The sequence below is a fragment of the Erythrobacter longus genome (assembly GCF_000715015.1).
Lineage (GTDB): Bacteria > Pseudomonadota > Alphaproteobacteria > Sphingomonadales > Sphingomonadaceae > Erythrobacter > Erythrobacter longus.
The window spans coordinates 168,471-194,630 of record NZ_JMIW01000005.1 but is presented as its reverse complement, the minus strand read 5'-3'; the positions used below and the strand labels follow the sequence as shown (position 1 = coordinate 194,630).

Here is a 26,160-nt window from a genome sequence, read left to right as displayed (position 1 = left end):
AGGAGCTGCTTTATGAGTGATAAAGTGGACGAGATCACGATCACCCAACAGCCCGGCGGACAGAACAGCAGGCAGGGCGGCAAATATATCGCTGAGGTCGCAGGCGAAAGCGCCACGGGCTACCTCGAGTGGGAACCACAAAACGAAGGCGTCCGGGTTGCGACGCATACCATCGTGCCAAAGGAAATCGGCGGGCGCGGGGTCGCAGCGCATCTGGTTAAAGCTTTGATCGCCGACGCGCGCGCACACGGGTTCAAGGTCGTCCCGCAATGCTGGTATGTTGCGAAGAAATTCGATGAGAACCCGGAATGGGCGGATTTGCGCGCTTAACCGGTTTCCAATTGCGAAAAGTCGGTTGCAGCTATTGTTTCCATCACCTTGCGCCGCACTTCGCGCGCGCGCTCCAATGGCACGCCGGGGATCGCAAAGACCCCGCCTGCTTGGCCCAAATGCACCGTCGCATAGCCGCGCCATCTGGAAATCGGCCCTTGCGCAATTTCGACCGAATGCAGTTTCAGCCGGGTCGCAATCTGGCTGCGCGGGGAAAGAACCCCACGTGCTGACACAATTTGCGCTGCGTCCAAGGCGTGGCGTTGATAGCGCCAGGCAAGCACGTTGAGGATTGCAGAAATGCCGGCAAGCACCGCCAAAACGCCCACAACCACACCGGTCCACTCAGGCGAGTAGATGCTCGATGCGATCCCGGCCACCGCCGCTGGCACCAGAAAGAACAGCGCATCGCGAACCGCGCTGTCAAACAGGAAATTCTCAGAAGCCCGCCGCCAATCCGTACCTTCACCGGGCAAAGAAAAGCCAGCCGCCTCAGCGATGGGCGCAATCTCGTCAAGTTTGGCAAACGGTGCGACCACATGGCTTGATGCGCCCATATCCTGGGCCAGGCTGACAAAGCTCAAGGAATGCCAACCAAAGCGATAGCGGATGAGACGCGTGCCGATCCTGATCCCTTGGACCCGGTGGATCGGCATTACCACATCGGTCTTGGTGAATAGCCCCCTGCGGCGGCGAAACCCGCGCGCTGTGCGCTCCAAAAGGAAGCCCCATTCGCGCATGAATACGCGGACCATGCCAGTCAGCGATCCCACGATAAGCAGCGCCGAAACGCTTGCGAGAATCCCGATGACTTGAGCCGTGCGGTCAAGCGCGCTGAGATCAGGCGCATAGTTGTCAATTAGCCCCCGCCAGAAATCCAATTCCCAGACCTCAAAGTCGAGGAAGCTGTCCACATATTGCAACAGACCGGCCAGCACCGCGAAAACGGCTAGCGAGAATTCAAACAGACCAAAGGTCAAAAGCCGCTTTGGCCCCATGGTGAAAAGCGGCTCGGCCTCTTCTTCGTTTGCGTTCGGCGAAAGCGTGCCGCCGGGTTCAGCGGAAACTCTTGCGTCCAGATTATCGCGGCGTTCGCGCACCAATTGGCGCAGCTCTTCGCCGCGTTCCTCGGTGAGAAAAGACAGGCTCAGATCTTCGCCCCCGCCAGCGCCGGTTTCAAACTTGACCGCAACCAGACCCAACAGCCGAGGCAACAGCTTTTGCTCAAGGCTCACGTCCTGAATGCGTTCATAGGGTACAGAACGCGCGGACCGGCTCAAAACACCGCTTTCCACGCGAATATCGGACTGCCCGATCGTGTACGTCAGCCGTTTCCAGCTGATATAGGCAAAAAACGTCCCAATCGCGATTATCGCCGCGCCCACGGGGATAGCGACCAACAATCCGGTGCCACCCGTACCAAAGGTGATGGCTATCGTTGGGAGGACAGCGTTTTGCGCGCTTGCCAGCAATCCCACGAGCACCGTCTTGGGATCGGTATTGCGCGGTTCCTGGCTATTGTCGGCTGGCTCGCTCACATGCTCTCGCGCTTGATATGGGCGCGGATTTCCTCGCGCATCTGAACGGCAAGATCATGACCCAGACCCGGCAGGCTGACCGAAGCATTGTGGCTTCCCGCGGTGTGAAGCGTCAAGGTAGCAAGCCCAAGCGCCCGCTCTATCGGCCCTTGATCGACATCGATGTGCTGAATGCGTCCGAAGGGTACAATCGTGTCAGAGCGCCACATAATGCCGCGTACCACGCGCAAGCGGTCGCGGCTGATTTGATAGCCGCGCGCATTGTACCGGGCGAGGGGAATACGAATGATTATGAAGAGCGCAAGCAGCGTCGCAAGCCCTGTGATCACCCCAAACGGGATGGGCATGGGCACTTCCTCAGCCTGCAAAGCGCCGTCAACAGCCAACCCCACGACGAGGATCACAAATCCCAAAATAACAGCGCCTATGCGCATCAGCAGCTTATAATTGGGGTGGAGCTTGGTAAGCTCTGCCTCATCATCGACTTCACTGAAGATTGAGGGAGCGGGCTCTTGGCTTGCTGCTGAAGCTTGGCGGTTCGCACCCATAGCTGGGGCGGCTGCCTGCAAGTCTGCTTGTGGACGGGGCGCATATTGGGCATCGCGCGGATAGGGCGCTGAGGCGGCCTGTGCAGGTCGATCAGATGATGCCGCCGACGCGCCCGAACGCTGCCCCGGCTCCCAAGGCTTTGCACCGGTCCTATGCCCAAACAATTGGCGCGATGGACCAGAGCTTGAAGAGGGCTTTGTATCCCCCTTGTCATTCTCGCCCGATTGGTCCTGTTGATCCCTGTCACTCATACAACGTCACCCATGCGAAGACTTGTGCGAATAGGAGCTCGCCCGTGCAAGCATAAACTTGCCCATTTGCCACGCTGTGGCCCGATTTACCGCCGCGGCACATCCATGGAGTTGCGCGCAATCACCATGCGGTGGACCTCCGATGGTCCATCATAAATGCGCATATTGCGGACACGCCCCGCCAGAATATGGAGCGGCATTTCCTTGGTCACACCCATCCCGCCAAGGCATTGCATGGCGTTGTCGATGACTTCCTGAGCCATTTCGCTGCAATAGACTTTGATCATGGAAATTTCAGAGCGCACATCGCGCCCCTCGTCCAATTTCCAGGCGCAATCATATGCCATTAGGCGCGCGGCGTGGATTTTCATCTTCGCATCGGCCACCCACCATTGCACCGCTTGGCGTGATGACAAAGGCTGCCCAAAAGTCACACGCTGCGGCGCGTGCTCGGTCATTATGGAAAGCGCGCGTTCAGCAGCGCCAATGCACCATGCTGCCATCTGCATCCGGCGTGTGCCAAGGCGCAATTGCATCGGCGCAAAGCCATCGCCTTCCGATCCGAGCAGCTTCCAATCTTCGACCTCGCAATCTTCCAGAGCGATTTCATAAGTGTATTCGCCGCCCAGCATGGGCACTTGCTTCACCACATTGAATCCGGGCGCATCGCGATCGACGAGGAAGCACGACATGCCGGAAGACCCCTTGGCCTCTGGATCGGTGCGCGCCAGAAGAATGGTGAAATCAGCCTCTTTGGCAGAGGTGATCCAGATCTTGCGGCCATTGATGATCCACTTGTCGCCTTTGAGCACAGCCTTTGTGCTCATACCCGATGGATCAGCGCCCGCGCCCGGTTCCGAAATCCCGATCGCCGACAACGTGCCTTGCTCGATATGGGGCACCAGATATTCGGCGCGCTGTCGTTCATCGCAATAGCCAGCAAGCATCTTAAGGTTCGGGCTATCAGGCGGCAGATTGTATTTCGCAACCGTGCTGCCCATGGCGATATTGACACCCACAAGAGCCACATGCGGCAAGCCCATACCGCCCACATCTTCGGGGGCATCCAGAGCCCAAAGGCCCATGTCTTTGGAAACGGTATCAAGACGCGCTTTTTCGCCGGGCGTGATGTATCCGCCCTGCCCCTTGGCATCGCGCTCCAACACGCCCGTTTCCAATGGCATCAACTCATCACGCACGAACCTTTGCACAAGGTCTTCGAGCATCTGGTACTCTTCAGGGAGTTCGAAATTGATAGCGGCACCTCTTGGTCTGAATGATTGAGCGCTTGGTATCGGCAAGGAGCCAATCTGCAAAGGCCTCAATTTCGAAGGTACGGCGCGAATGCCCCTAGGGACGTCGACCCACCAAAGTGGCCGCAGACCCGATGGGCTTGCAAGCGGAGAAAACAAGGATGGCAGATTTCAAGAAGTGGTGCTGCTGGAGAGAATTGAACTCTCGGCCTCACCCTTACCAAGGGTGCGCTCTACCACTGAGCTACAGCAGCCAACCGAGGCGCGCCTATTGTCGTAGGCTGCGCGAATGTCAAGATGGCTTTGCAGGGATTCTGCGACGCCTCTGCTTCCCTCTTGAGCAAAAGCGTCACTACGGGCAGAGCGTTAGAGATGAGTGAAGACAAATCTGACAAATCGTCCCGTGAGGAGCGATTGGCGGCAAAATTGCGCGAAAACCTGCGCCGTAGAAAGGCACAAGGACGCGAAATCCGCGAGGAAACACGCGATTCGCAGGTAGAAGACCTTCCCAATCGCCAAGCGGATAGCTAACGCCGGGGCTTCAGTTTTTTGGGCCAACGACACCCGGAGCAAAAATGCCAAAACTCATTCTCGTTCGCCATGGCCAAAGCCAATGGAACCTTGAAAACCGGTTCACCGGTTGGTGGGATGTTGATCTCACAGAGAAAGGCGTCGCCGAAGCCAAGGCGGCAGGCAGGCTGATGAAGGAAAAGGGCGTTTTGCCAACGGCCTGCTTTACCTCATTGCAAACCCGCGCGATCAAAACGCTGAACCTCGCTTTGGAAGAGGCAGGCCGTTTGTGGCTTCCAGTGACCAAAGACTGGCGCTTGAATGAGCGCCACTATGGCGGACTCACCGGCCTCAACAAACAGGAAACGCGCGAGAAGCATGGGGACGAGCAGGTTCACATCTGGCGCCGCAGCTTTGATACGCCGCCCCCGCCGATGGAGCCGGGCAGTCAATATGATCCGGGCGCAGATCCGCGCTATGACGGGATCGACGTACCGAATACCGAAAGCCTGAAGCTCACGATTGAGCGCGTGCTGCCGTATTGGGAAAGCGACATTCTCCCCGTTCTCGCGAGCGGAGAGACGGTCATCATCTCCGCCCACGGCAATTCGCTTCGCGCGCTGGTCAAGCACCTGTCGAACATCTCGGATGAGGACATCACCGGCCTCGAAATTCCCACTGGCCAGCCGATCATCTATGATTTTGACGACAATATGGTGCCCGGCGAGCGGTACTATCTGAAGGATTCCTGATGGGAAAAGTCGCAATCGTAATGGGCAGTCAGTCCGACTGGCCAACCATGAAGCTGGCGAGCGAAGTCCTCGACGAGCTCGAGGTGGAGCATGAGGCGCGCATTGTCTCTGCCCACCGCACCCCCGACCGGATGAGCGCATTTGCGAAAGGTGCAGAGGGCGAAGGCTTCGATGTGATTATTGCAGGGGCCGGGGGCGCTGCCCACTTGCCCGGCATGATTGCGGCGATGACCCATCTGCCCGTTCTGGGCGTACCAGTTCAGTCCAAGGCATTGTCAGGCATGGATAGCCTTCTTTCCATCGTGCAAATGCCGGCCGGCATTCCGGTGGGGACGCTGGCGATTGGCGATGCGGGCGCGAAGAACGCAGCGCTTATGGCGGCTGCAATCCTTGCGCTGAACGATGAGGACCTGTCAGAGCGCCTGCAAGATTGGCGCGCGGCTCGCACAGGCGATGTCGGTGAAGTGCCTGTCGACTGATCTTGTGGAAACGCTGGCCATTCCATAAGGAACACCGGCACAAGAATAAGCTCTTGCCCAGAAGGGCCGAGGCAATTGGGGTAGGGAATTTTGGCTCTTAAACCGGGATCGACAATCGGCATTCTTGGCGGCGGCCAATTGGGGCGTATGCTTGCCCAAGCCGCATCGCAATTGGGATACCGCGCGATTTGCTTTGCGCCTCCGGGTGATAATGTCGCGGCTGATGTGTGCGTTGATCACTTTGAAAATGGTTGGGGCGACAAGGCTGCGCTCGCCGCGTTTGCCTCCAAGTGCGATCGCATCACCTGGGAATTTGAGAATGTGCCATTGTCAGTGCTCGACGCCCTGCCAGCGGAGCGCGTCGTGCCGGGCAAACGCGCGCTCGAAGTCGCGCAAGATCGCCTTAATGAAAAGCAATTTGTCGAGGAATTGGGAGCGACGTGTGCCCCCTACATGCGCGTCGATAGCGAGGACGACTTAAGAAGAGCCGTCGACCGTGTGGGCACACCCGGCATTCTTAAAACGGCGCGCGATGGCTATGATGGCAAAGGGCAATGGCGCATAGCCTCGGCGCATGAAGCGGAAGGCATCCGCTTTCCGGGCAGAACTTGTATTTACGAAGGGCTCGTGGATTTTGAAACCGAGTTTTCGGTGATCCTCGTTCGGGCAAAAAACGGCACAGTGCGGTTCTGGGATTCTACTGACAACAAACACGACGGCGGGATGCTGGTGCGTTCAGCCTTGCCTGCAGGCGATCTGATCGAAGCTCAGGTCCAAAAAGCGCGCGATATTGCCCGACAAACCGCCGATGCGCTTGGCTATATTGGCGTTTTGACGCTGGAGTTTTTTGCCACCAATCAGGGGCCCGTTTTCAACGAAATGGCCCCGCGGGTGCACAATTCTGGCCACTGGACCATCGAAGGCGCTGCCACCAGCCAGTTTGAAAACCACATCCGAGCGGTCTGCGGCCTTCCCCTGGGCGGGACAGAGACACGATTTGCAGCTATTGAGATGCGCAATATCGTGGGCAAAGACGCCCTTACCGCGCACAAGATCCTTGCCGAAGAGGGTGAGCCGCACTTGCACCTCTATGGCAAGAAAGAGGCGCGCGAGGGCCGCAAGATGGGCCATGTAACGCGGGTCTCGAACAAGGTCGCTTGAAGCCTGATGTCATCTCACGAAATTTTCCTGATTTACGCTCGCGCGGCCAATGGCACGATCGGGTTTGAGAACCGCCTGCCTTGGCACATCCCCAAAGATTTCAAGCGCTTCAAAGCGATGACCATGGGCAAGCCGATGGTGATGGGGCGCAAGACCTTTGAAAGCTTGCCCGGCCTTCTTCCCGGTCGCCGGCACATTGTGCTCACACGGCATGACGATTGGGGAAGCGAGGGCGCAGAGGTCGTGCACTCGGTTGACGAAGCGCTTGATGCAGCACACAGCGACAATGACACAGGCGAAATCGCGGTGGTCGGTGGCTCGGCAATTTATGATGTATTTCGCCCCTTGGCCGCTCGCATCGAAGTCACCGAGATTCACGCGGATTTTGAGGGCGATGTCTTTATGAAGCCATTGGGGCCTGAATGGGTCGAGGTGACACGCGAAGACCACGAGGCCGAGGGCGAAAAGCCAGCCTTCTCCTTCGTCACCTACTCCCGCGCTGAAGGTGAGGCCTGATGCGCTGGCTTGATCACCGCGAGGATGTGACCGAGGCGCTGCGCGGTGCGATCATTGCGCTGGGCAATTTTGACGGCTTTCATAGAGGGCACCAAGCGGTCGCCGGCGAAGCGATTCGCTGGGCGCACGAAGAGGGCCGCCCCTCGATCATCGCCACGTTCGACCCGCATCCTGTCCGCTTTTTCAAGCCCGACGTGCCGCCCTTCCGGCTCACCACTCTGGAACAGCGTCAGGAACTCTACCTCGAGGCAGGGGCCACAGCGATGCTGGTCTTCCACTTTGACGCAGAGCTTTCCGGGACAAGCGCAGAAGACTTCATCACCGAAATCCTGATCAAACGCTTTGGCGCGCACGGCGTGGTCACAGGCGGCGATTTCAGCTTCGGCAAAAAAGCGCTCGGCAATGTCGAGCTGCTTCAAGGTTTTGGCGGGGGGCACGGACTCAAATCACGCGTGGTTGAAGCCGTGGAGGAAGAGGGGGTCATCTCCTCCAGCCGCATCCGCGATGCCTTGCGTAATGGCGATCCTCAGCTTGCAGCCTCACTCCTCACCCGGCCTTTTGCGATCCGGGGGATCGTCGAACATGGCGACAAAAACGGCCGTAAGCTCGGCTATCCCACCGCGAACCTTGCGATCGACACTTACTTGCGCCCCAAATACGGGGTCTATGCGGTCACGGGCACAATCCTTTCGACCGGCGAGACACTCAAAGGCGCGGCCAATATCGGCATCCGCCCGCAGTTTGAGCCGCCTAAAGAGCTGCTTGAGCCGTACTTTTTTGACTTCTCCGGTGACCTGTATGGTCAGGAAATCGAGGTCGCTTTCCACCACTTCCTGCGCGGTGAAGCGAAGTTCGATAGCCTCGATGATTTGATGGTACAGATGGAGAAGGATTGCGCCGAGGCCCGCCGCCTATTAAGCGCGCTCCCACAATGACAGACGACAGCACCAAGCGCGACTATAAGGACACCGTCTTCCTGCCGAAGACGCCCTTCCCGATGAAAGCCGGCCTTCCGCAGAAGGAACCGGGCATTGAGGCGCGTTGGCGCGAGATTGATCTGTACCGCAAGCTCCGCGAGGCTCGCGCTGGACGCGAGAAGTTCATCCTTCATGATGGGCCTCCCTATGCAAACGGCGATATGCATATCGGCCATGCGCTGAACCATATCCTCAAGGACATGGTCTGCCGCACGCAGAACCTGATGGGCAAAGACGCGCCCTATGTGCCCGGCTGGGATTGCCACGGCCTTCCGATCGAATGGAAGGTCGAAGAGCAATATCGCAAGAAAAAGAAGAACAAGGACGAGGTTCCGGCCAAGGAATTTCGCGCCGAATGCCGCGCCTATGCTCAAAAATGGGTCGATACCCAGCGCGAGCAGCTGAAGCGGCTTGGCATATTGGGCGATTGGGACAATCCCTACCTCACCATGGATTTTCAGGCAGAGGCGACGATTGTTGCCGAGCTTTGCAAGTTTGCGGAAAGCGGCAATCTCTATCGCGGGTCAAAGCCGATCATGTGGTCGCCGGTCGAGAAGACCGCGCTGGCCGAGGCTGAGGTTGAGTATGAAGACCTGACCGACAGCCCGCAGATCGACGTGGCGTTTGAGATCACCGAGTGTCCGAACGTGCCTGAGCTTGAAGGCGCTCATGCGGTGATCTGGACGACGACGCCTTGGACGATCCCGGTGAATCAGGCTTTGGCCTATGGGGCTGAGGTCCAGTATGACCTTCTCACAACCAACGATGGCAAGCGTTATTTGGTTGCGTTCGATCTAGTGGGTGAGTTTCTGACTCGCACAAACTTGAGGTTGGTCGACGAACCGGGAATGCCTGATGATGGCAATGGTCTTCTTGTTTGGCAGGCCGACAAACTTATAAAAGGCTCCGACTTAGCCGGAACCAAAGCCCACCACCCGATGCACCATCTCGGCGGGTTCTACGCCACCCCGCGTCCCTTCCTCGAAGGTGATTTTGTCACGACCGATTCAGGCACCGGCCTCGTCCATATGTCGCCTGACCACGGCGAGGACGACTTTGACCTTTGCAAAGCGAACGGCCTCAACCCCGCTTTCGCGGTGATGGACGATGGCCGTTACCGCGACGATTGGTTGTGGCTGGGCGCAGATGACAAGGACGAGGACGGCAAAGAACGCCGCCGCTCGGTCATCAACAAGCCCTTCAACGCGCCCGAAGGCCCGATCTGTTCAGACCTACGCGAAGTCGGTGCGCTGCTCAGCGCGAGTGCGGATTACCAGCACTCCTACCCGCACTCATGGCGCTCCAAAGCCAAGGTCATCTACCGCTGCACGCCGCAATGGTTTGTGCCGATGGACAAGGAACTGGAGCCTGTTCCTGGTGCCAAGGCTTCCGCACTGCATGAAATGAGCCTTGAGGATATCGAGGCGGCAGCGAACGATGATGGGACCCTTCGACAGGCTCAGGGCGAACGGGATACTTTGCGAACCCGAGCCATGTCCGAGATTGACCGGGTGGAATTCATCCCGCCCAAAGGCGAAAACCGCCTCGGCTCTATGGTCGAAGGACGCCCCGATTGGGTGCTCTCACGCCAACGCGCATGGGGCGTTCCGATTACGCTCTTTGTCCGCCCCGACGGTACCTATCTGCAAGACCCCGAAGTCAACGCACGCATTGTCGCGAGCGTGGCCGAAGAAGGCGTCGATGCCTGGGATGAAAGCCGCAAGGCTGAATTCCTTGGTAACAGCCACAATCCGGACGAGTTCGAGATGGTCACCGACATCCTCGATGTCTGGTTCGATTCGGGCTGTACCCACGCATTCGTGCTCGAAAGCGGGCGCTGGCCGGACCTGCAATGGCCTGCCAACCTCTATCTCGAAGGGTCAGACCAACACCGCGGCTGGTTCCAATCCTCGCTTCTGCAAAGCTGCGCCACGCGGGGCCGCGCGCCTTACGATCAGGTTCTCACCCACGGCTTCACCATGGATGCCAAGGGCAAGAAGATGTCGAAGTCGCTCGGCAACACAGTCTCGCCTTTGCAGGTGATGGAGCAGACGGGCGCGGACATCATCCGCCTGTGGGCGCTCTCCGTCGATTTCACCGAAGATCACCGCATCGGCGAAGAAATCCTCAAAGGCGTCGGCGATCAATACCGGCGTCTTCGCAACACCTTCCGCTATCTGCTGGGCGCGCTTAACGGCTTTGTCGGCGATATGTCCGATGCAGGCGAGATTCCTGAGCTTGAACTCTATGTCCTCTCGCTTCTTTCGGAGCTGGACGGCAAGCTCAAAAAGGCTGCGACCGAATACGACTTCAACACCTACACACGCCTGTTGGTGGACTTCTGCAACGAAGATCTCTCCGCCTTCTTCTTCGATATTCGCAAGGACACGCTTTATTGCGACGGGCCAAGCTCGGCCACTCGCAACGCCTATCGCACGGTGCTGGACCTCTTGTTCCACGCGCTGGTGCGCTATGCTGCGCCGGTTCTGGTCTTTACGGCTGAGGAAGTGTGGCAAACCCGCTACCCTCAAGACGGCGAACAGGAAGGCAGCGTTCACCTCCTCGAATGGCCAAGCGTGCCCCAAGTGCCAGCCAACCGCGCCAAATGGGACCAATTGCGCGCGCTTCGCGAGCGTGTAAACGAAGCGATTGAGCCGCTGCGCCGCGAAAAAGTGATCCGCTCCAGCAATGAGGCGACCGTCACCGTCCCTGCATCGGCTGTGCCCGAAGGCGTCACCGACGAACAGCTGGCCGAATTGTTCATCACCGGGACAGTCACGCGCGGGCAGACGGACGATGTGACCGTGACCAAATCCACCGACCACAAATGCGGCCGTTGCTGGCGCCTTCTTCCCGATGTTTCGGAAGATGGCGATCTGTGCGGGCGCTGCGATGATGCAGTAAGCGAGCTGGATGCGGCATGAGCACGCTTTTCACTCGTAACCGCCTGATCGGCCTTGGTTTTGCAGTGTTCATCGCTGCGATGGATCAGCTGCTGAAGTGGTATATCACAGGGCCGCTTAACTTGCGCAATGTGCGCAATATTGAGCTGCTGCCCTTCTTTGATCTCACCTACACCGAGAATCGCGGCATCTCACTGGGCATGCTTCAGGCGACCAATATGGAGATGCGGTGGCTCTTGGTCGGGATGACAGCGCTTATCGCTCTGGTCGTGCTGGTCTGGATGATGCGCGAGAAGATTTTGGGCGATATTCTGGGGCTTTCCCTCATCCTTGGCGGGGCGATTGGCAATATCTATGACCGGTATGTGTTCGGTTATGTGATCGACTATGCCGACCTGCATATTGGCACCTTTCGACCCTTTCTTATTTTCAATATCGCCGATGCGGCTATCACCATTGGCGTTGTGATCATCCTTGCGCGCAGCCTGTTTGTGCGCGAAAAGGACGAAAATTCGGACGGTGATGCCGTCCCAGCGGAGAATTCCTGATGCGTAACGTTAAAACCGCCATTCTTCTTGTGTCAGGCAGCGCCATGCTCGCCGCTTGCGGGGGCAGCGGGATTTTCAACCGTGATCGCCCGGATGAATTTGCAGTGCAGCGTCAGGCGCCGCTCGTGATCCCACCAGACTTTACCCTGTCACCGCCAGCCCCCGGTGCGCCGCGTGAGGCAGAGGGCACCGCTCAGCAACAAGCGCTCGATGCACTTTTTGGCGGACCTGCCCCGCGCAGCGAAATTGAAACCAGTGCGCTCGACCGTGCAGGAGCAGCCGCTCCCAGCATTCGTTCGCAAATTGGCGATGAAGACACCAACACCGTCGCCAAGGGCCGCGTTACCCGCGATATTATCGCAGCGCCTGAAGGCGACGGCCAAAACGCAAGCACGGTAATACCTTCCTAAGTCCGCATTCGCCCCTCCGGGTGCGCTCCTTGGCGCTGTTCTTTTACGCTTTCGATCAAGGGCGGGTACGGGCGCACGGTCTTGCAGGCGATGTATTCGCCGCTGGCTGAGCGATTATTCCACGTTTTCGCGCTTGCGCACCAAAATCTTGTCGATCCGGCGGTTGTCCATTTCGGTGACCGTAAACTCCCAGCCCTGGTCGGTGAATTTGTCGCCCGCCATCGGAAGTCGCTTCAGCACATAAAGCACGTAACCTGCCGCCGTCCCAAACTCGCGGTCCTCGCCATATGTGAGGCCCAATCGATCAGACAGGCCATTGGCCGACAGCGTTCCAGAAATCAGTAGCGAACCATCTGAGCATTCGACAACCTCGGGCGTGTCACCTTCGTCCTGGTCACTCACAAATGTGCCAGCAATCGCAGTCAGCAGATCGACCGGGGTCACGACGCCTTCGAAATGCCCATATTCATCATGGACCAGCGCCATCGCAATTTCCGCGGATTGCAGCACGCGCAAAGCGTCCATCGCGTCCAATTGATCGGGCACAACCTCGGCCTTGTGCATCATATCACGCACGTTGACAGGGTCGCCAGCGACCATTGCGGCCAAAAGCTCACGCACTTTTACCACGCCAAGAATGCTGTCAGGCGAACCCTCAGCCACCGGTAGAAGCGAATGCGGGCTGTCCTCTATTCCCTGACGGATTGCGGAGATGTCAGCGTCTGCATCTAGCCAATCAAGCTCTGTGCGCGGGGTCATAAGTTCGCGTACCGGACGCTCTGCGAGACGCACAACACCTGTCAGGATTTGGTGCTGGTCATGCTCGATAACGCCTGAACGGGTCGCATCGGCAAAGATCATTTGCAGCTCTTCTGCCGTGACCGAAGACCCTCCGCCAGATCGGATGCCAAACAAGCGAATGAGCCCTGCTGATGACCGGTCAAGCAGCCACACAAGGGGCGCTGCAATCGTTGCCAAAATCGCCATTGGCCGCGCCATAACAACCGCCATCGGCACCGCTGCGCGCAAGGCCAGTTGTTTGGGCACCAGCTCGCCCACGACCACGCTGAAATAGGTGGTGAGAGCAATCACAGTGACAAACGCCACCTCGCCCGACATGTCGGCGGGCACTCCCAAAAACGCCAACCGTTCGCCAACGGGTCCTTCCAGGCTCGCTCCGGAAAAAGCACCGGTCATGATCGCAATGAGAGTAATGCCGATTTGGACGGTTGAGAGAAATTTGCCAGGCTCCGCAGCCAATCGCAAAGCGACCCGCGCACCAGCAGAGCCCCCTTCCGCCTTGGTTTTGAGGCGGCTGGTCTTGGCAGAGACGATTGCGAGCTCGGACATGGCGAAAACGCCATTGAGCAAAATCAGCCCAAAGATGATGAAGAGTTCGGTCCAGGGAAACGGTGTCACGCGCAGTGCGCTAGCACATCCCGCGCAATTTGCCAGTTGTCACTTCGTCTATTGCCGGTTCTATTTCGGCGCGCAGTTCATGTTCAGGCAATTGCAATCGAATTGGAACCATGGGCGAACCATCGTGTAAGCACCAATGTAAACTCACGAAACACCGATTGGCGCATGGCTACTCAAGGAGTATGGCAAATGGCACAGTCACAAATGGAGGACGGTATGAAACTATCTCGGATTATGCTTTCAGGCACAGCAGCGGTTGCCTTGTTGGGAACAAGCGCATGTGTCACTGACCCGAATACGGGCGAGCAAAAAGCTTCCCGCACCGGAATTGGCGCTGTGGCTGGCGGTGTTCTTGGGACTATTCTTGGCGGCGTCATCGGCGGCGATACCGGCCGGATCATTGGCGCTGGGATCGGCGGTTCTGCTGGCGCGGTAATCGGCAAACAATTCGACGATCAAATCCGCGAGCTTGATGAAGAGCTCGAAGGGACCGGCGTCGACGTTGAGGAAGTGGGCGACCAGGATGCGATCCTCGTGCGTCTTCCAGACGGCGTAACCTTTGCGCGCGGTTCTGCCGATATCAATCCTGGCTTTTACAGCTCGCTGGACGCCATTGCGAACAGCATGGTTCAATATCCCAACAGCTTGATCGACGTGTACGGCTTTACCGACACGACTGGGTCTGATGCGCTAAACCAACGTCTGTCAGAGCAACGCGCTGAGGCGGTTGCCAATTATCTGGCGGCACGCGGCGTTGCCCGCAGCCGCTTTGCAACCCGTGGATATGGTGAAAGCTATGACTTCTTGCGGGTGAAAACTGCCGATGGTGTGGATGAGCCATTGAACCGCCGGGTCGAAATTAAGATTATTCCGATCAGCCAAGAGCAAGTCGAACAAGCGCGGGCGCAATAATATGGGCAAGGGCCGCGTTCAGGCGCGGCCCTTCGCTACCTGCACTTATTTTATCTTCTTGAGCGCCTCAGCCCGCTCGGCGATGCGTGCGACTGCATCGGCGTGAATGGCAGGTGCGCTGACCAACACGCCAAAATCACGCGGATCGCGTTTGTTGTAGGCGAGCGGCTTTCCAAACGCATCAGTCACGCGGGCGCCTGCCTCACGCGCAATCAATGTTGCTGCACCAATGTCCCATTCAAAACCCCAGCGAAGGGTCGCAACAAGATCGGCCTGATCGTTGGCGACCATTGCGATCCTGAGAGCAATCGAATTGGGTTTCTCCACAATCACCAGATCCGAATCTGCGGATGGCAGCTGATCCACAGGGACGCGCGCGCCCGAAAACTGCTTGCGACTGCTGGCGGTGAGCATTTCCCCATTAAGCGTCGCTCCGCGTCCAGCGACCGAAAACCACTCTTCATCGCGAGCAGGCGCACTCAGCATTCCAATCAACGGCTTGCCCGCGCTCACCAGCGCAACCGACACCGCCCAACCGGTCCTCCCCCGAACAAAATCGCGCGTTCCATCAATCGGATCGACCAACCAGATCAAATCCTGTCCCACACGCACATGGTCATCGGTCGATTCTTCTGAAAGCCACGCAGCAGCAGGCAAAAGTCGGGCAAGCTCGCGGCGAAGGAATTTGTCGACAGCCAGATCGGCTTCGCTCACCGGATCACCGGGCGTTTTTTCCCAAGAATCAAGCGTATGACCAGCACCAGGCCAACGCGCATAGGCCATGCGTCCCGCTTCACGGACTATCTCTTGAAACTGGTTCTGGTCGATCATGGAGCGAATTTCCTTAGCCCATCACTCGTGTGCGACCTTTGGACACTTTTCAAGGGGGCCAATCCGTGCTTAGGGCACCGGCAAACAGCTTTTATCAAAGAAGCTTTTGTTACGGGATCAACACCAAAGGGATCATCCTCTCATGAACGTCCATGAATATCAGGCCAAGGAACTGCTCAAGGAACACGGGATTGCGATTCCCGCTGGTCACGCAGCACTCACTGTCGAAGAAGCGGTTGAAGGCGCGAAGAAGCTCCCCGGACCGCTCTATGTTGTGAAAGCGCAAATTCACGCAGGCGGCCGCGGCAAGGGCAAGTTCAAAGAGCTTCCCGAAGATGCAAAAGGCGGCGTGCGCCTCGCTTTTTCTCTCGATGAAGTCGAATCTCACGCAAAGGAAATGCTCGGCAACACTCTCGTGACGATCCAGACGGGCGACGCGGGCAAGCAGGTCAACCGCCTCTATGTCACCGACGGGGTCGATATTGAGAGCGAATACTACCTCGCCATGCTGGTGGACCGTGCGACAGGCCGCGTTGCCATGGTGGCATCGACCGAAGGCGGGATGGACATCGAAGATGTCGCCCATGAAACGCCTGAGAAGATCACAACGATCACAATTGACCCTGCTCAAGGCTTTATGCCGCACCACGCGCGCTCGGTCGCTTTTGCGCTCGGCCTTTCTGGTGACCTGAACAAGCAGTGCCAGAAGCTCGCCAAGCAACTCTACGACGCGTTCACGGCAAGCGATTGCGACATGCTGGAAATTAACCCGCTGGTTGAGACTAAGCCAGACGCAGACGGGAACGCCTCGCTGCTGGTGCTCGACACCAAGATGAGCTTTGATTCCAACGCCCTTTATCGCCACCCTGCGATCGAGGCGATGCGCGATGAGACAGAGGAAGATCCTGCAGAGGTCGAAGCGTCGGAATATGACCTTGCCTACATCAAGCTTGATGGAAACATCGGCTGCATGGTGAACGGCGCTGGCCTTGCGATGGCGACGATGGACATCATCAAGCTGAACGGCGCATTCCCGGCAAACTTCCTCGACGTAGGCGGCGGCGCGACCACCGAGAAGGTGACTGCGGCGTTCAAGATCATTCTCAAAGACCCTGCGGTCGAAGGTATTCTCGTCAACATATTTGGCGGCATCATGAAATGCGACATCATCGCCAATGGCGTTGTTCAAGCTGCCAAAGACGTGAACCTTCAGGTTCCGCTGGTCGTGCGTCTTGAGGGCACCAATGTTGAGGCGGGCAAGGAAATCCTTGCCAATTCTGGCCTTGCCATTGTGCCTGCTGATGATCTTGGCGATGCAGCCAGGAAGATCGTCGCTGAGGTGAAAAAGGCGGCTTAATGTCAAAAGGTTGGGCGGCGCTCTTGGTTCTTCCTTGCGCCGTCCTCCCGGCTGGGTGTTGGAGCAATAGTGTTACCGTCTCAGATGATGTCAAGCTGATCCAGCTGCATGGCTCGACCTGGGCACTAACCGACGAAAACAGCGATATGCTCGTGGGGCCAAGGGTTACCGCGATCATATGCAAGGAAACCATTGCATGGGGCTCCAAGGATGGCGCGAGCTATTTTATAATTGATTTGCGGTCCAACGATGTCGAGCAGGGAATCTCACAGAGGCGTTTAGACGCACGCTTGCGTGATTTTGGCGTCACCTTTGCTGAGCCCCACAAGGTAAGTTCATTAGAGCGAAGCTTCTCGGGCTGCGGCTAATTCCTTAGCATTGCCTTGAAATTGAAGAGTAGCTCCGCTCCCGATTGCATCCGAACTGCCGCGACAAGGCCCTCTCCCGGTTTATCAGCGTCTCTACACCGCAAAGTCAGCGCATTGAAATAGGCCGCGCATGCCTCCATCGCCACAAGGCGGAAGTTGAGTATGTCATCCTTCTCCTCCCATCCGGTCAGATCGGCGTTGAAGTGCTTAAGCCGCAGGACCAGCGTCCCTTCTTCTTCCATTAGATAGAGGTGCTCGGTAAACATGATGCCGCCATCGCCAGTCTGCTGAACGAAGGTTCCGACCATGACGGTGCCAGTTGGCGGGAGCCAGCTCTCCATCGCAGGCGCTCCGCCAATACCGTCACCCACCCATTGCCCCACTAGCCAATCCATATCGGCAAGACTTGCTGCGGGAGGCTCAGCACCTTGTTCAGCCAAGCGCGTCTCTTGAGCGCTTAGCGAGCTTGGCAAAAGGCACAGGCAAACCGCCGCCCACACACCCGATGCGAGACGCCGGATCAATTGAAACATAACAAACCTCCCTTGCACGAAAGATGATGGACGAGGGCACGCGAACTTGGCAAGGCGGTAAGTGATCGGGGCTGCTGCGCGCAGCTTTGGTCATGGCAAGTCAGACTTGACGTTTACGTAAACGCAAGCTAGGGCGCTGCCACACAGTTTCACGCGCGTCCGGCCTTGTCCGAGGCGCGCGTCATTGGGAAAGGAACCGCCATGAAAATCCTCGTCCCCGTCAAACGGGTGATCGATTACAACGTCAAGCCACGGGTTAAAGCCGATGGCACAGGCGTTGATCTTGCAAACGTCAAGATGAGCATGAACCCGTTCGATGAAATCGCTGTCGAAGAAGCGATCCGAATCAAGGAAGCGGGCAAGGCAGAAGAAATCATCGCGGTTTCTGTAGGTCCTGCAAAGGCGCAAGAAACGCTGCGTACAGCCCTTGCGATGGGCGCAGACCGCGCAATCCTCGTGGAAACGGACGAAGAGGTTGAGCCTCTTGCCGTTGCCAAAATCCTAAAAGCAATTGCTGACGAAGAGCAGCCCGGCCTTGTGCTCCTTGGCAAGCAATCGATTTCAGACGATTCAAACCAAACCGGCCAAATGCTGGCCGCTCTGATGAACCGCCCCCAAGGCACCTTTGCCAACACCGTCGAAGTCGACGGCGATGCGGTTATCGTCAAGCGCGAAGTCGACGGCGGCCTTGAAACGGTCAAGCTCACCATGCCCGCGATCGTCACAACCGACCTTCGCTTGAACGAGCCGCGTTATGCGTCGCTTCCCAACATTATGAAGGCAAAGAAGAAGCCTTTGGATGCGAAGACACCGGCTGACTTTGGCGTGGACATTACGCCCCGTCTCACCACCACCAATGTGGCCGAACCACCCGTTCGCCAGGCTGGTGAAAAGGTTGAGGACGTTGCCGCTCTCGTGGCCAAGATCAAGGAGCTGGGGATCGCTTAAGCGGCCCAGCACAAAGGAAAAGGACAGACACTCATGAACACTCTGGTTCTGGTCGAACACGACAACGCATCGGTCAATGATGCAACGCTCGCAGTGGTCACAGCGGCTGCGAAATTGGGCGAAGTTACCGCTCTTGTCGCAGGCTCAAACTGCGGCGGCGCGGCTGACGCGGCAGCAAAAATCGCTGGCGTTTCAAAAGTTTTGAAAGCGGACGATGCAGCTTACGGCGAAGGCCTCGCCGAAAACGTCGCGCCACTCGTGGCTGGCATTATGGCTGACTATGACGCTCTGCTCGCGCCTGCAACAACGTCGGGTAAGAACATCGCGCCTCGCGTTGCTGCCATGCTCGACGTGATGCAAATCTCGGACATTCTTTCGGTTGAAGGGCCCAAGACCTTCACCCGCCCGATCTATGCTGGCAACGCGATTGCAACCGTCGAAAGCTCGGATGCAAAACTCGTCATCACAGTTCGCGGTACGGCCTTTGAAAAGGCAGCGACCGAAGGCGGTTCGGCTTCTGTCGAAGATGCAAGCGGTGCAGGCGATGCGGGCATCTCCAGCTTCGTCAGCCGCGAAGTCGCCAAGAGCGAGCGCCCTGAGCTCACCAGCGCCAAGGTCATCGTTTCAGGTGGCCGCGCTCTTAAAGACGGTGAGACCTTCGAGAGCATCATCAACCCGCTCGCTGACAAGCTGGGCGCAGCCATCGGCGCATCGCGTGCAGCGGTTGACGCAGGCTATGTTCCCAACGACTATCAAGTCGGCCAGACCGGTAAGATCGTCGCACCAGAAGTGTACATCGCAATCGGTATCTCCGGTGCGATCCAACACTTGGCAGGCATGAAAGACTCCAAAGTCATCATCGCGATCAACAAAGACGAAGACGCACCGATCTTCCAAGTCGCAGACATCGGCCTTGTTGCCGACCTGTTTAATGCAGTTCCGGAAATGACCGGAGCGCTTTAAACGAACGTCCACAAGTCCAAACTTTCAAAGACCTCCGCCACGCTAATTTGCGCGGCGGAGGTTTTCTATGTTCAGGTGCCGCGTAATTCTTGCAGGGTCTTTGGCCATTGGCTTGGCAGTCATTGCCCAGCTCGCCGAAGCGCGCGAACGAACGGTTCTTGCGCCTGTCCCTGAGGATGCCAAACAGGGCGAGTTCGTCGTGGTTGAAATTGGCACTGAGGGGGAGCCGCGCTTCGGGCTCTGGACCACGAACGTGAGCTATCGCAGCAGATAAGCGCCACCGGCCTCGCGCGTTAGAGAAAGCTCACAATAAAGTGCAGCGTCATGCCCACAAGGCCGCCGACAATGGTGCCGTTCACACGGATAAACTGAAGGTCGCGGCCCACCGCGCTCTCAATGCGGCCTGTAATGGTGGTGGCATCCCAGCGTTTCACCGTCTCTGACACAAGCGTCACGATTTCGCTGCCATAACGGGTCGCGATGCCAACCGCTGTACGGCGCGCGAAACGGTTGATCTGGGTCTGAAGGCGTGGGTCCTGTTTAAGCGCCTCGCCAAGATCCGACAGGCCGACCCGCATATCGTTACCCAATTCGCTATTGGGGTCGCGCGCGCGGCGGATCAGCGATTGGCGAATACGCTCCCACACGCCCATCCACCATTCAGCAACGGCCGGGTTCTCAAGAAGATCGCTCTTCATATCCTCCACCCGCGCGCGTGTTTCGGGATCGTTTTGCAGATCAAAGGCGAGCTTTTTGAGCCCTTCTTCAATCTTGCCGCGAATGGGATGCTCTGGATCAACCAGCACTTCGGCAAGCAATTTATAGAGACCATCCAGCACGTTAGACGAAATCGTCTTATCAAGCCCCGCCCAGCGCAAGACCCCGTTCACCCTCTCGTGGATGATAGAGCGCACGGTCTCTTCATTGTCTTCAAGGGTGAGCCCAGCCCAGCGGACAAATCCGTTGATGAGAGGCAAATGGCGTTGATCAGCCATCGTGTTTTCAAGCATACGGCCCGCAAGGGGCGACACATCGATTTTGCCAAGCTGCCTGCCAAGCCCCGCGCGAACCTGATTGCCGAGCCGGTCCGGATCAAGCGATTCCAGCACTTCGGCAAGCAATTCTGCTGCGCCGCCGGTAATGCGTGAGCGATTGTCCGCCCCCTGATCATCCGGGCTGACCACCAAAAAGTCGCCAATGGCCCGCGCCACATTCATGCCCGACATGCGCCTTGCGACGACGGCAGGCGTCAGGAAGTTTTCCTGAAGGAATTGCGCCATCGTATCGGCGATACGGTCTTTATTGGACGGGATGATCGCCGTGTGCGGGATCGGGAGCCCGAGCGGGTGGCGGAAAAGAGCCGTCACCGCAAACCAATCGGCAAGACCGCCAACCATGGCCGCTTCGGCAAAGGCGTTGACGTAGCCCCATGCAGGGTGTGCCGGCACCAGCCCATGGGTTGTGAAGAACAATACGCCCATCGCAAGCAATAGGCCTGTCGCCGTCCAGCGCATACGCCGGGCACGGTCGGGGGTGAGCGGTTCTCCGCCGAACTTCAGAGGGATGGAGTTTCGCGTTTCAGCCATTCAAGAGCGCTCTGTGCCCAAGCTGACGCCATTTGAAAAGACCAAAGGCGCAAGCGGCACGAGGCAAAAAGAAAGGCTTACTCGGCAGGCTCGGCCCCCGGAGGCGGGATTTGTGGCTTTGTTTGCGCACGAGGCGGAAGAGGCGCTTCGAGCACGGGCTGGCCATCGTCGCCGGGCTGATAGGTGAGCAAGCTCTTGCGCAGCCATGGCCCAACCCGCTTCTCAACCCCGTCGGCAAGGCTAAAGCCAGCTGGCACAATCAGCAAGGTGAGCAGTGTCGACAACATCAAACCGCCAATCACCACAATGCCCATCGGCTGACGCCAGGCCCCATCGCCGGTCAGCGAGAGGGACACGGGAACCATGCCTGCAACCATGGCAACGGTGGTCATGACAATCGGCTGTGCGCGCTTGTGACCTGCGTCCATGATTGCACTAAGCTTGTCTGTGCCCCGCTCCATTTCCTCAATCGCAAAGTCGATTAGGAGGATCGAGTTCTTGGAGACAATCCCTAGCAAGAGCAGCATTCCGATATAAACCGGCATCGACTGCGGCATACCCACCAGCCAGATCAGCATGATTCCGCCCAATGGCGCGAGCGCGAGCGAGGTCATATTTACAAGCGGGCTCATCAAGCGCTTGTAGAGAAGCACGAGGCAGGCAAACACAAGCAACACGCCTGAGACGATTGCAATGCTCAAATTGCCAAGCAATTCTTGCTGGATTTCATCTTGGCCTACGGCGTCACGGATGACGCCTTGGGGCAGGTCTTGCAGTGTAGGCAGCGCGTCGATCTCTGCCTGGGCATTGCCCCTCAAAACGCCGCTTGCAAGGTCAGCGCCGATGAAAACACGGCGGTTCTGATTGTAGCGTTGGATCGTGGTCGGGCCTGAGCCAAATTCGATGGTCGCCACGCGTGACAATGGGACAGTGCCGCCCGCCGATGTTTGCACCGGCAGGTTTTCGATGGTGGTCATCTTCCCGCGGGCATCTTCACCAAGCTTCACATTGATCGGGATCTGACGGTCAGAAAGTGAGAATTTTGCCGCGTTCTGTTCGATCTCGCCGAGGGTGGCAATGCGGATCGCCTGACTCAAAGCGAGCGTCGAAACGCCAAGCTCTGCGGCCAATTGTTCGTTGGGGGTGATGATAATCTCAGGCCGACGAAGGTCAGCGCCAATGCGCGGAGCCACGAGGCTGTCGAGACCCTTCATCTCTTCAACGAGCTTGGTGGCGGTGTCATTTAACAGGACGGGGTCAGAGCCTGCGAGCATTACGGTCATATCGCGGCCCGAGCCTGCGCCGCCAAAACTTTCCGCAACGAAGCGAACGCGCGCATCGGCCACGGTGTTGAGGATCGGAGCCATTTCACGCTGGAAGACGATAGAGGAGCGTTCGCGATCTTCTTTGAGGGTCACGTAAATGGTCGCTTCGCCCACACGAATACGTTCAAGTGTGAGCTCAACTTCCTGCTCTTGCATGAGGAGATCGGTGACCTGATCAACCACGCGTTTCGTGCCTTCAAGTGTGGTGCCGGGCACCATTTCGATGGCAATTTCACTGTTGGAATCGTCGATGTCTGGCTGGAACTGGCCGGGAACCGTCGTGAGGAGCACAACAGTCACCAGAAGCGACATCCACCCCATCCCCAGCATCCACACACGGTGATCGCGGAAGCGCGCGGTGAGGTAGCGCATAGATTGACGCAGGCGTGAGCCCGTACCAGCAAACAGCTCAAGCAGTTTAAGCGCAAGCCATGTCGCAACGCCTGCGACAAATGTCACGGTCAACAACTGTGCGACTTCGAAAACCTTCGAAATGCTCTTGTAAACAAAGCCATATTGGTCGTCTGTGAATAGCGCGGCGACTTGGCCATGCAGGTTCACTTCACCGACAAGGCCCCACAAGGAGAAAACCACAGCCGCTGGAACTGCAAGCAAGAGCACCGACACGACCAGCAAAGCAAGTGTGTAAAGCCAACGCGAACGCGGTCCTTCGATGCCTTCGCGAAGTTTGTACATCGTGCTGCTATCAAGGGTCCATTGGAGCACCCGCAAATAGCGGTCCATCCACTTGCCCTCGCCGTGCTCGGCGTGGCCTTTGGCAGAGAGGAAATAGGCCGCCATCAAAGGCGTAATCATCCGTGCAACCGCGAGTGACATCAGCACAGCGATCACAACGGTGAGGCCAAAGTTCTGGAAGAATTGCCCCGAGATACCCGGCATCAAACCGACCGGCAGGAAGACCGCAACGATACAGAAACTCGTCGCAACCACCGGAAGGCCGATTTCATCGGCTGCATCGATACTTGCCTGGTAGGCAGTTTTGCCCATCCGCATGTGTCTGACTATGTTCTCGATCTCCACGATCGCGTCATCGACCAGGACACCGGCCACAAGGCCAAGGGCGAGCAGGGACAAGAAGTTCAGGTTGAACCCGAGCAGGTCCATAAAGAAGAATGTCGGGATAGCAGACAACGGAATGGCGACTGCGCTGATGAAGGTTGCCCGCCAATCGCGCAGGAACAGGAACACCACGACAACCGCAAGCACAGCGCCCTCAATCAGGGCCTGCATCGAACTTGCATATTGGCTTTTGGTGTATTTGACAGTGTTGAACAGAGGGATGAACTTCAAATCCGGGTTCTCGGCCTGAAGATCGGCGATCATCGCCTGAGCATTCTCGAACACCGTCACATCCGAGGCACCTTTGGCGCGGCTCATGTAGAAATTCACGACTTCTCGGTCGCCAACTTCGCTGATTGAGGTGCGTTCGGAAAAGCCATCGCGCACGGTTGCCACATCGGCGAGGCGTACCGTGCGGCCACCGCCCAATTGAAGCTGGCGTTGTGACAGCTCAAATGCGGTTTCGTTATTGCCAAGGACGCGCAAGGATTGGCGGGTGCCGCCGACCTCTGCAAGGCCGCCTGCCGCGTTCACATTGGTTTGGCGAAGGACGTTGTTGATTTGCCCGGCGGTCACGCCAAAGGCCTGCATCTTGGCAGGGTCAAGAACGACCTCAATTGCGCGGTCCACGCCGCCAAACCGGCCCACTTCGGCCATACCGGTGATATCTAACAGCCGTTTCGTGACAGTATCATCAATAAACCAGCTCAATTGCTCGATGGTCATATCATCGGCTTGCACCGCGTAAATGCCGAGGAAGCCGCCAGCCGCCTCAACCTTGTTGACGCGCGGTTCCTGGATGCCGTCGGGAAGGCTGCCCCGGATCCTGTCAACCGCGTTCTTGACCTCGGATACCACCACATTGGGATCGGTACCGATTTCAAATTCGACAAAGGTATTGGAGAACCCCTCGCTCGCAGTGGAGGAAATCTGTTTCACCCCGTTGATCGAGCGCACCGCGCTTTCGACCTGCTGAGTGATCTGGTTTTCAATTTCGCTAGGCGCAGCACCTGGCTGCGAGATGCCGACAGTCACCGCCGGAAATTCAATATCCGGGTTGTTGGTGATGTCCATATTTCGGAAACTCACCAGCCCTGCAAAAAGAAGGGCGGTGAACATGACGAGCGGGATCACAGGGTTGCGGATCGACCAGGCTGAGAGATTACGGAAGTTCATGGAGTTTTGCCTGCCTTTATCTCTTTCGGCGATAGTCTGACGCTTGGAACAAATTACGCAACTTGTGCCGGATCAGATGCCGCTCAATTCTCTTCACGCCTTGGGCTGACGGTTTCGCCCGGATTGAGGAAGCCGCCTGCGCGCAAAACGATGGATTCGGTCCCGGTAATCCCACCAGTGATAGCAATGCCATCAGGCGTCACCATGCCGGTTTGGACCGGTGTCCGGATTGCTTTGTTTTCCTTGTTGACGACATAGACATAGCTGCCTTGATCGTCCGCAAGAACCGCGCTTTCTGGAAGCACGGTTGCTGTAACCGTCCCGCTGTTGATCCGCGCTGTGGCAAAACCACCGGGGCGTAGTCCAGGTTGATATGACAAAGCGATGCGGGCCGTTCCTTGACGGGTTTGAGGGTCCACGACCGGCGAAAGCTGCCAGATTTGACCCTCGAAACTCTTGTCGGTGCCTGCGGGTACGACAGTCGCCGAAGCGCCGACGGAAAGTGTAGCGAGCTGCGTCTCGCTGATTTCAGCGAGCATTTCAAATTCGCCGCCGCGCGCGATCGTGAACAACGCGCCAGAGGCACCTCCGACGGTTTGACCCGGCTCTACATTGCGCTCCAAGATATAGCCGGCAGCAGGGGCGGTCACATTGAGCCGCGCGTTACGGGCGCGCAGTTCCGCAAGCTGTGCCTGGGCCACCTTGATCCGGGCAGCAGCGGAATCGCGAGTGGCGGTCAGGCGGTCGATTTCTGCCTTGGAGATAAATCCGCGCTCTACTAATTGCAGTGCCCGGTCAAGATTGGACTGAGCCAATTGTGCATCCGCACGCGCCACGCCGATCTGAGCCTCCTGCGCCGCTGCTTGCTGCGCTTGGACAGAGCGATCAATCACAGCCAGAACTTGCCCTGCACTAACCCAGTCGCCCGCATCCACTCGAACGGACAGAACCTGACCACCTTCGCCCACTACACCAACGGGCATGGGCCGGCGCGCAGCAAGGGTGCCGGGCGCTTCGACCTGGCCTTCGACCGTGGTCTTTCCGGGGGCGATCACGGTCACGACCGGCGCCTGTGTGTTGTCATCACCTGGACCAACCGGCTCACCGCCAGCCAGCGCAAAGTAAGCACCAATCGCCAGAAGCAGCGCCAGCAAGATGCCGCCTGAAATCAGCAGTTTGCGGCCCATCGCAGAACCTTGCTGCTCGTGATATTGTGTCAAAGCGTCCGAAGGAACCTCGTCCTGCGCCTCTGCATCGATGGTGCTCGCGTAATTCATGCCAATTGCCTTCTAGCGGTGACACTTACGGGCATTGAGCCCGCTTTTGTCCGACACAGGGTGTATTATAGGCATAAGTCACCCCTTGCAATCCCTCATACTCACAGCATGAAAAAGGGCAATCCGTATCTCGACCGATGACTTTGGGCCTAGACGAAAGACGTCTGCGGGCAAACGAAGTTCCCAAAGACAAAGGACGGCGCAAGGT

Annotated in this window: 24 protein-coding genes and 1 tRNA gene; 15 read left to right on the top strand and 10 right to left on the bottom strand. The window is 57.7% G+C overall.

The genetic code is table 11. From position 1 onward, the window contains the following. Positions 1-12 precede the first annotated feature (12 nt). Complete coding sequence (locus EH31_RS12110; RefSeq protein WP_199797036.1) at positions 13-330, top strand: GNAT family N-acetyltransferase; 318 nt, start codon at positions 13-15, stop codon at positions 328-330. On the opposite strand, the gene EH31_RS12105 is transcribed toward EH31_RS12110, so the two are convergent. From EH31_RS12105 to EH31_RS12090, 4 genes are all read right to left on the bottom strand, one after another. After that, complete coding sequence (locus EH31_RS12105) at positions 327-1,868, bottom strand: PH domain-containing protein (protein ID WP_034960668.1); 1,542 nt, start codon at positions 1,866-1,868, stop codon at positions 327-329. The two genes, EH31_RS12110 and EH31_RS12105, sit on opposite strands and share 4 nt — an antisense overlap. Beyond that, positions 1,865-2,668 carry a PH domain-containing protein gene (locus EH31_RS12100; RefSeq protein WP_241765916.1) on the bottom strand — a complete coding sequence of 268 codons (804 nt, stop codon included), beginning with the start codon at positions 2,666-2,668 and terminating at the stop codon, positions 1,865-1,867. The genes EH31_RS12105 and EH31_RS12100 overlap by 4 nt, the downstream gene beginning before the upstream one ends. Positions 2,669-2,754: 86 nt before the next feature. Next, a complete protein-coding gene (locus tag EH31_RS12095; RefSeq protein WP_241765915.1) occupies positions 2,755-3,894 on the bottom strand; it encodes an acyl-CoA dehydrogenase family protein in 1,140 nt (379 codons plus the stop codon). A 206-nt stretch (positions 3,895-4,100) separates the two neighbouring features. Further along, positions 4,101-4,175, bottom strand: a tRNA-Thr gene (locus EH31_RS12090). 118 nt (positions 4,176-4,293) lie between these two features. On the opposite strand from EH31_RS12090, the gene EH31_RS17730 reads away from it, so the two are divergent. The 9 genes from EH31_RS17730 to EH31_RS12050 all read left to right on the top strand — a co-directional run bounded on the left by EH31_RS17730 (position 4,294) and on the right by EH31_RS12050 (position 12,177). Next, positions 4,294-4,452, top strand: a complete 159-nt coding sequence (locus tag EH31_RS17730) for a hypothetical protein (protein ID WP_169738772.1) — start codon at positions 4,294-4,296, stop codon at positions 4,450-4,452. Positions 4,453-4,496: 44 nt separating this feature from the next. Continuing rightward, positions 4,497-5,183, top strand: a complete 687-nt coding sequence (gpmA, locus tag EH31_RS12085; protein WP_034960667.1) for a 2,3-diphosphoglycerate-dependent phosphoglycerate mutase — start codon at positions 4,497-4,499, stop codon at positions 5,181-5,183. Continuing rightward, complete coding sequence (gene purE, locus EH31_RS12080) at positions 5,183-5,662, top strand: 5-(carboxyamino)imidazole ribonucleotide mutase (RefSeq protein WP_034960666.1); 480 nt, start codon at positions 5,183-5,185, stop codon at positions 5,660-5,662. The genes gpmA and purE overlap by 1 nt, the downstream gene beginning before the upstream one ends. 90 nt (positions 5,663-5,752) lie before the next feature. Next, a complete protein-coding gene (locus EH31_RS12075) occupies positions 5,753-6,823 on the top strand; it encodes a 5-(carboxyamino)imidazole ribonucleotide synthase (protein WP_034960665.1) in 1,071 nt (356 codons plus the stop codon). A gap of 6 nt (positions 6,824-6,829) precedes the next feature. Beyond that, complete coding sequence (locus EH31_RS12070) at positions 6,830-7,339, top strand: dihydrofolate reductase (RefSeq protein WP_034960664.1); 510 nt, start codon at positions 6,830-6,832, stop codon at positions 7,337-7,339. Then, complete coding sequence (locus EH31_RS12065) at positions 7,339-8,274, top strand: bifunctional riboflavin kinase/FAD synthetase (RefSeq protein ID WP_034960663.1); 936 nt, start codon at positions 7,339-7,341, stop codon at positions 8,272-8,274. The genes EH31_RS12070 and EH31_RS12065 overlap by 1 nt, the downstream gene beginning before the upstream one ends. Beyond that, a complete protein-coding gene (gene ileS, locus EH31_RS12060) occupies positions 8,271-11,240 on the top strand; it encodes an isoleucine--tRNA ligase (protein ID WP_034960662.1) in 2,970 nt (989 codons plus the stop codon). The genes EH31_RS12065 and ileS overlap by 4 nt, the downstream gene beginning before the upstream one ends. Next, positions 11,237-11,767, top strand: a complete 531-nt coding sequence (lspA, locus tag EH31_RS12055; protein ID WP_034960660.1) for a signal peptidase II — start codon at positions 11,237-11,239, stop codon at positions 11,765-11,767. Before ileS ends, lspA begins: the two co-directional genes overlap by 4 nt. Next, entirely contained in the window at positions 11,767-12,177 is a 411-nt protein-coding gene (locus EH31_RS12050; protein ID WP_034960659.1) for a DUF3035 domain-containing protein, read from the top strand. Before lspA ends, EH31_RS12050 begins: the two co-directional genes overlap by 1 nt. A 114-nt stretch (positions 12,178-12,291) precedes the next feature. Here the strand turns inward: EH31_RS12050 and EH31_RS12045 are convergent, their stop codons facing one another. Next, complete coding sequence (locus tag EH31_RS12045) at positions 12,292-13,596, bottom strand: hemolysin family protein (RefSeq protein ID WP_034960658.1); 1,305 nt, start codon at positions 13,594-13,596, stop codon at positions 12,292-12,294. 216 nt (positions 13,597-13,812) lie between these two features. Here EH31_RS12045 and EH31_RS12040 point away from each other — a divergent pair, with 216 nt between their 5' ends. Beyond that, positions 13,813-14,508, top strand: coding sequence for a YiaD family glycine zipper/OmpA-like lipoprotein (locus tag EH31_RS12040; protein WP_034960657.1), 696 nt, complete (start codon positions 13,813-13,815; stop codon positions 14,506-14,508). A gap of 45 nt (positions 14,509-14,553) precedes the next feature. Here the strand turns inward: EH31_RS12040 and EH31_RS12035 are convergent, their stop codons facing one another. Further along, a complete protein-coding gene (locus EH31_RS12035) occupies positions 14,554-15,339 on the bottom strand; it encodes a 3'(2'),5'-bisphosphate nucleotidase CysQ (RefSeq protein ID WP_034960656.1) in 786 nt (261 codons plus the stop codon). Between the two features lie 142 nt (positions 15,340-15,481). Between EH31_RS12035 and sucC the strand changes: the two genes are divergently transcribed. Continuing rightward, complete coding sequence (sucC, locus tag EH31_RS12030; RefSeq protein ID WP_034960655.1) at positions 15,482-16,696, top strand: ADP-forming succinate--CoA ligase subunit beta; 1,215 nt, start codon at positions 15,482-15,484, stop codon at positions 16,694-16,696. A 364-nt stretch (positions 16,697-17,060) separates the two neighbouring features. Here the strand turns inward: sucC and EH31_RS12020 are convergent, their stop codons facing one another. Further along, positions 17,061-17,597 carry a DUF6265 family protein gene (locus tag EH31_RS12020; protein ID WP_034960652.1) on the bottom strand — a complete coding sequence of 179 codons (537 nt, stop codon included), beginning with the start codon at positions 17,595-17,597 and terminating at the stop codon, positions 17,061-17,063. Between the two features lie 201 nt (positions 17,598-17,798). Between EH31_RS12020 and EH31_RS12015 the strand changes: the two genes are divergently transcribed. The 3 genes from EH31_RS12015 to EH31_RS12005 all read left to right on the top strand — a co-directional run bounded on the left by EH31_RS12015 (position 17,799) and on the right by EH31_RS12005 (position 19,782). Beyond that, positions 17,799-18,545: an electron transfer flavoprotein subunit beta/FixA family protein gene (locus EH31_RS12015; RefSeq protein WP_034960651.1), complete on the top strand. Its 747-nt coding sequence runs from the start codon at positions 17,799-17,801 to the stop codon at positions 18,543-18,545. 33 nt (positions 18,546-18,578) lie between these two features. Beyond that, positions 18,579-19,508 (top strand): electron transfer flavoprotein subunit alpha/FixB family protein, encoded by a 930-nt coding sequence (locus EH31_RS12010; protein WP_034960650.1) that lies wholly within the window; start codon positions 18,579-18,581, stop codon positions 19,506-19,508. 112 nt (positions 19,509-19,620) lie between these two features. Further along, on the top strand, positions 19,621-19,782 hold the full coding sequence (locus EH31_RS12005) for a hypothetical protein (RefSeq protein ID WP_206742031.1): 162 nt from the start codon (positions 19,621-19,623) through the stop codon (positions 19,780-19,782). 19 nt (positions 19,783-19,801) lie between these two features. Here EH31_RS12005 and EH31_RS12000 read toward each other — a convergent pair whose 3' ends face one another. The 3 genes from EH31_RS12000 to EH31_RS11990 all read right to left on the bottom strand — a co-directional run bounded on the left by EH31_RS12000 (position 19,802) and on the right by EH31_RS11990 (position 25,952). Continuing rightward, positions 19,802-21,094, bottom strand: coding sequence for a DUF445 domain-containing protein (locus tag EH31_RS12000; RefSeq protein WP_081853385.1), 1,293 nt, complete (start codon positions 21,092-21,094; stop codon positions 19,802-19,804). 77 nt (positions 21,095-21,171) lie between these two features. Beyond that, positions 21,172-24,675, bottom strand: a complete 3,504-nt coding sequence (locus EH31_RS11995; RefSeq protein WP_034960648.1) for an efflux RND transporter permease subunit — start codon at positions 24,673-24,675, stop codon at positions 21,172-21,174. A gap of 83 nt (positions 24,676-24,758) precedes the next feature. Continuing rightward, positions 24,759-25,952 carry an efflux RND transporter periplasmic adaptor subunit gene (locus tag EH31_RS11990; RefSeq protein ID WP_034960647.1) on the bottom strand — a complete coding sequence of 398 codons (1,194 nt, stop codon included), beginning with the start codon at positions 25,950-25,952 and terminating at the stop codon, positions 24,759-24,761. Between the last annotated feature and the right edge of the window lie 208 nt (positions 25,953-26,160).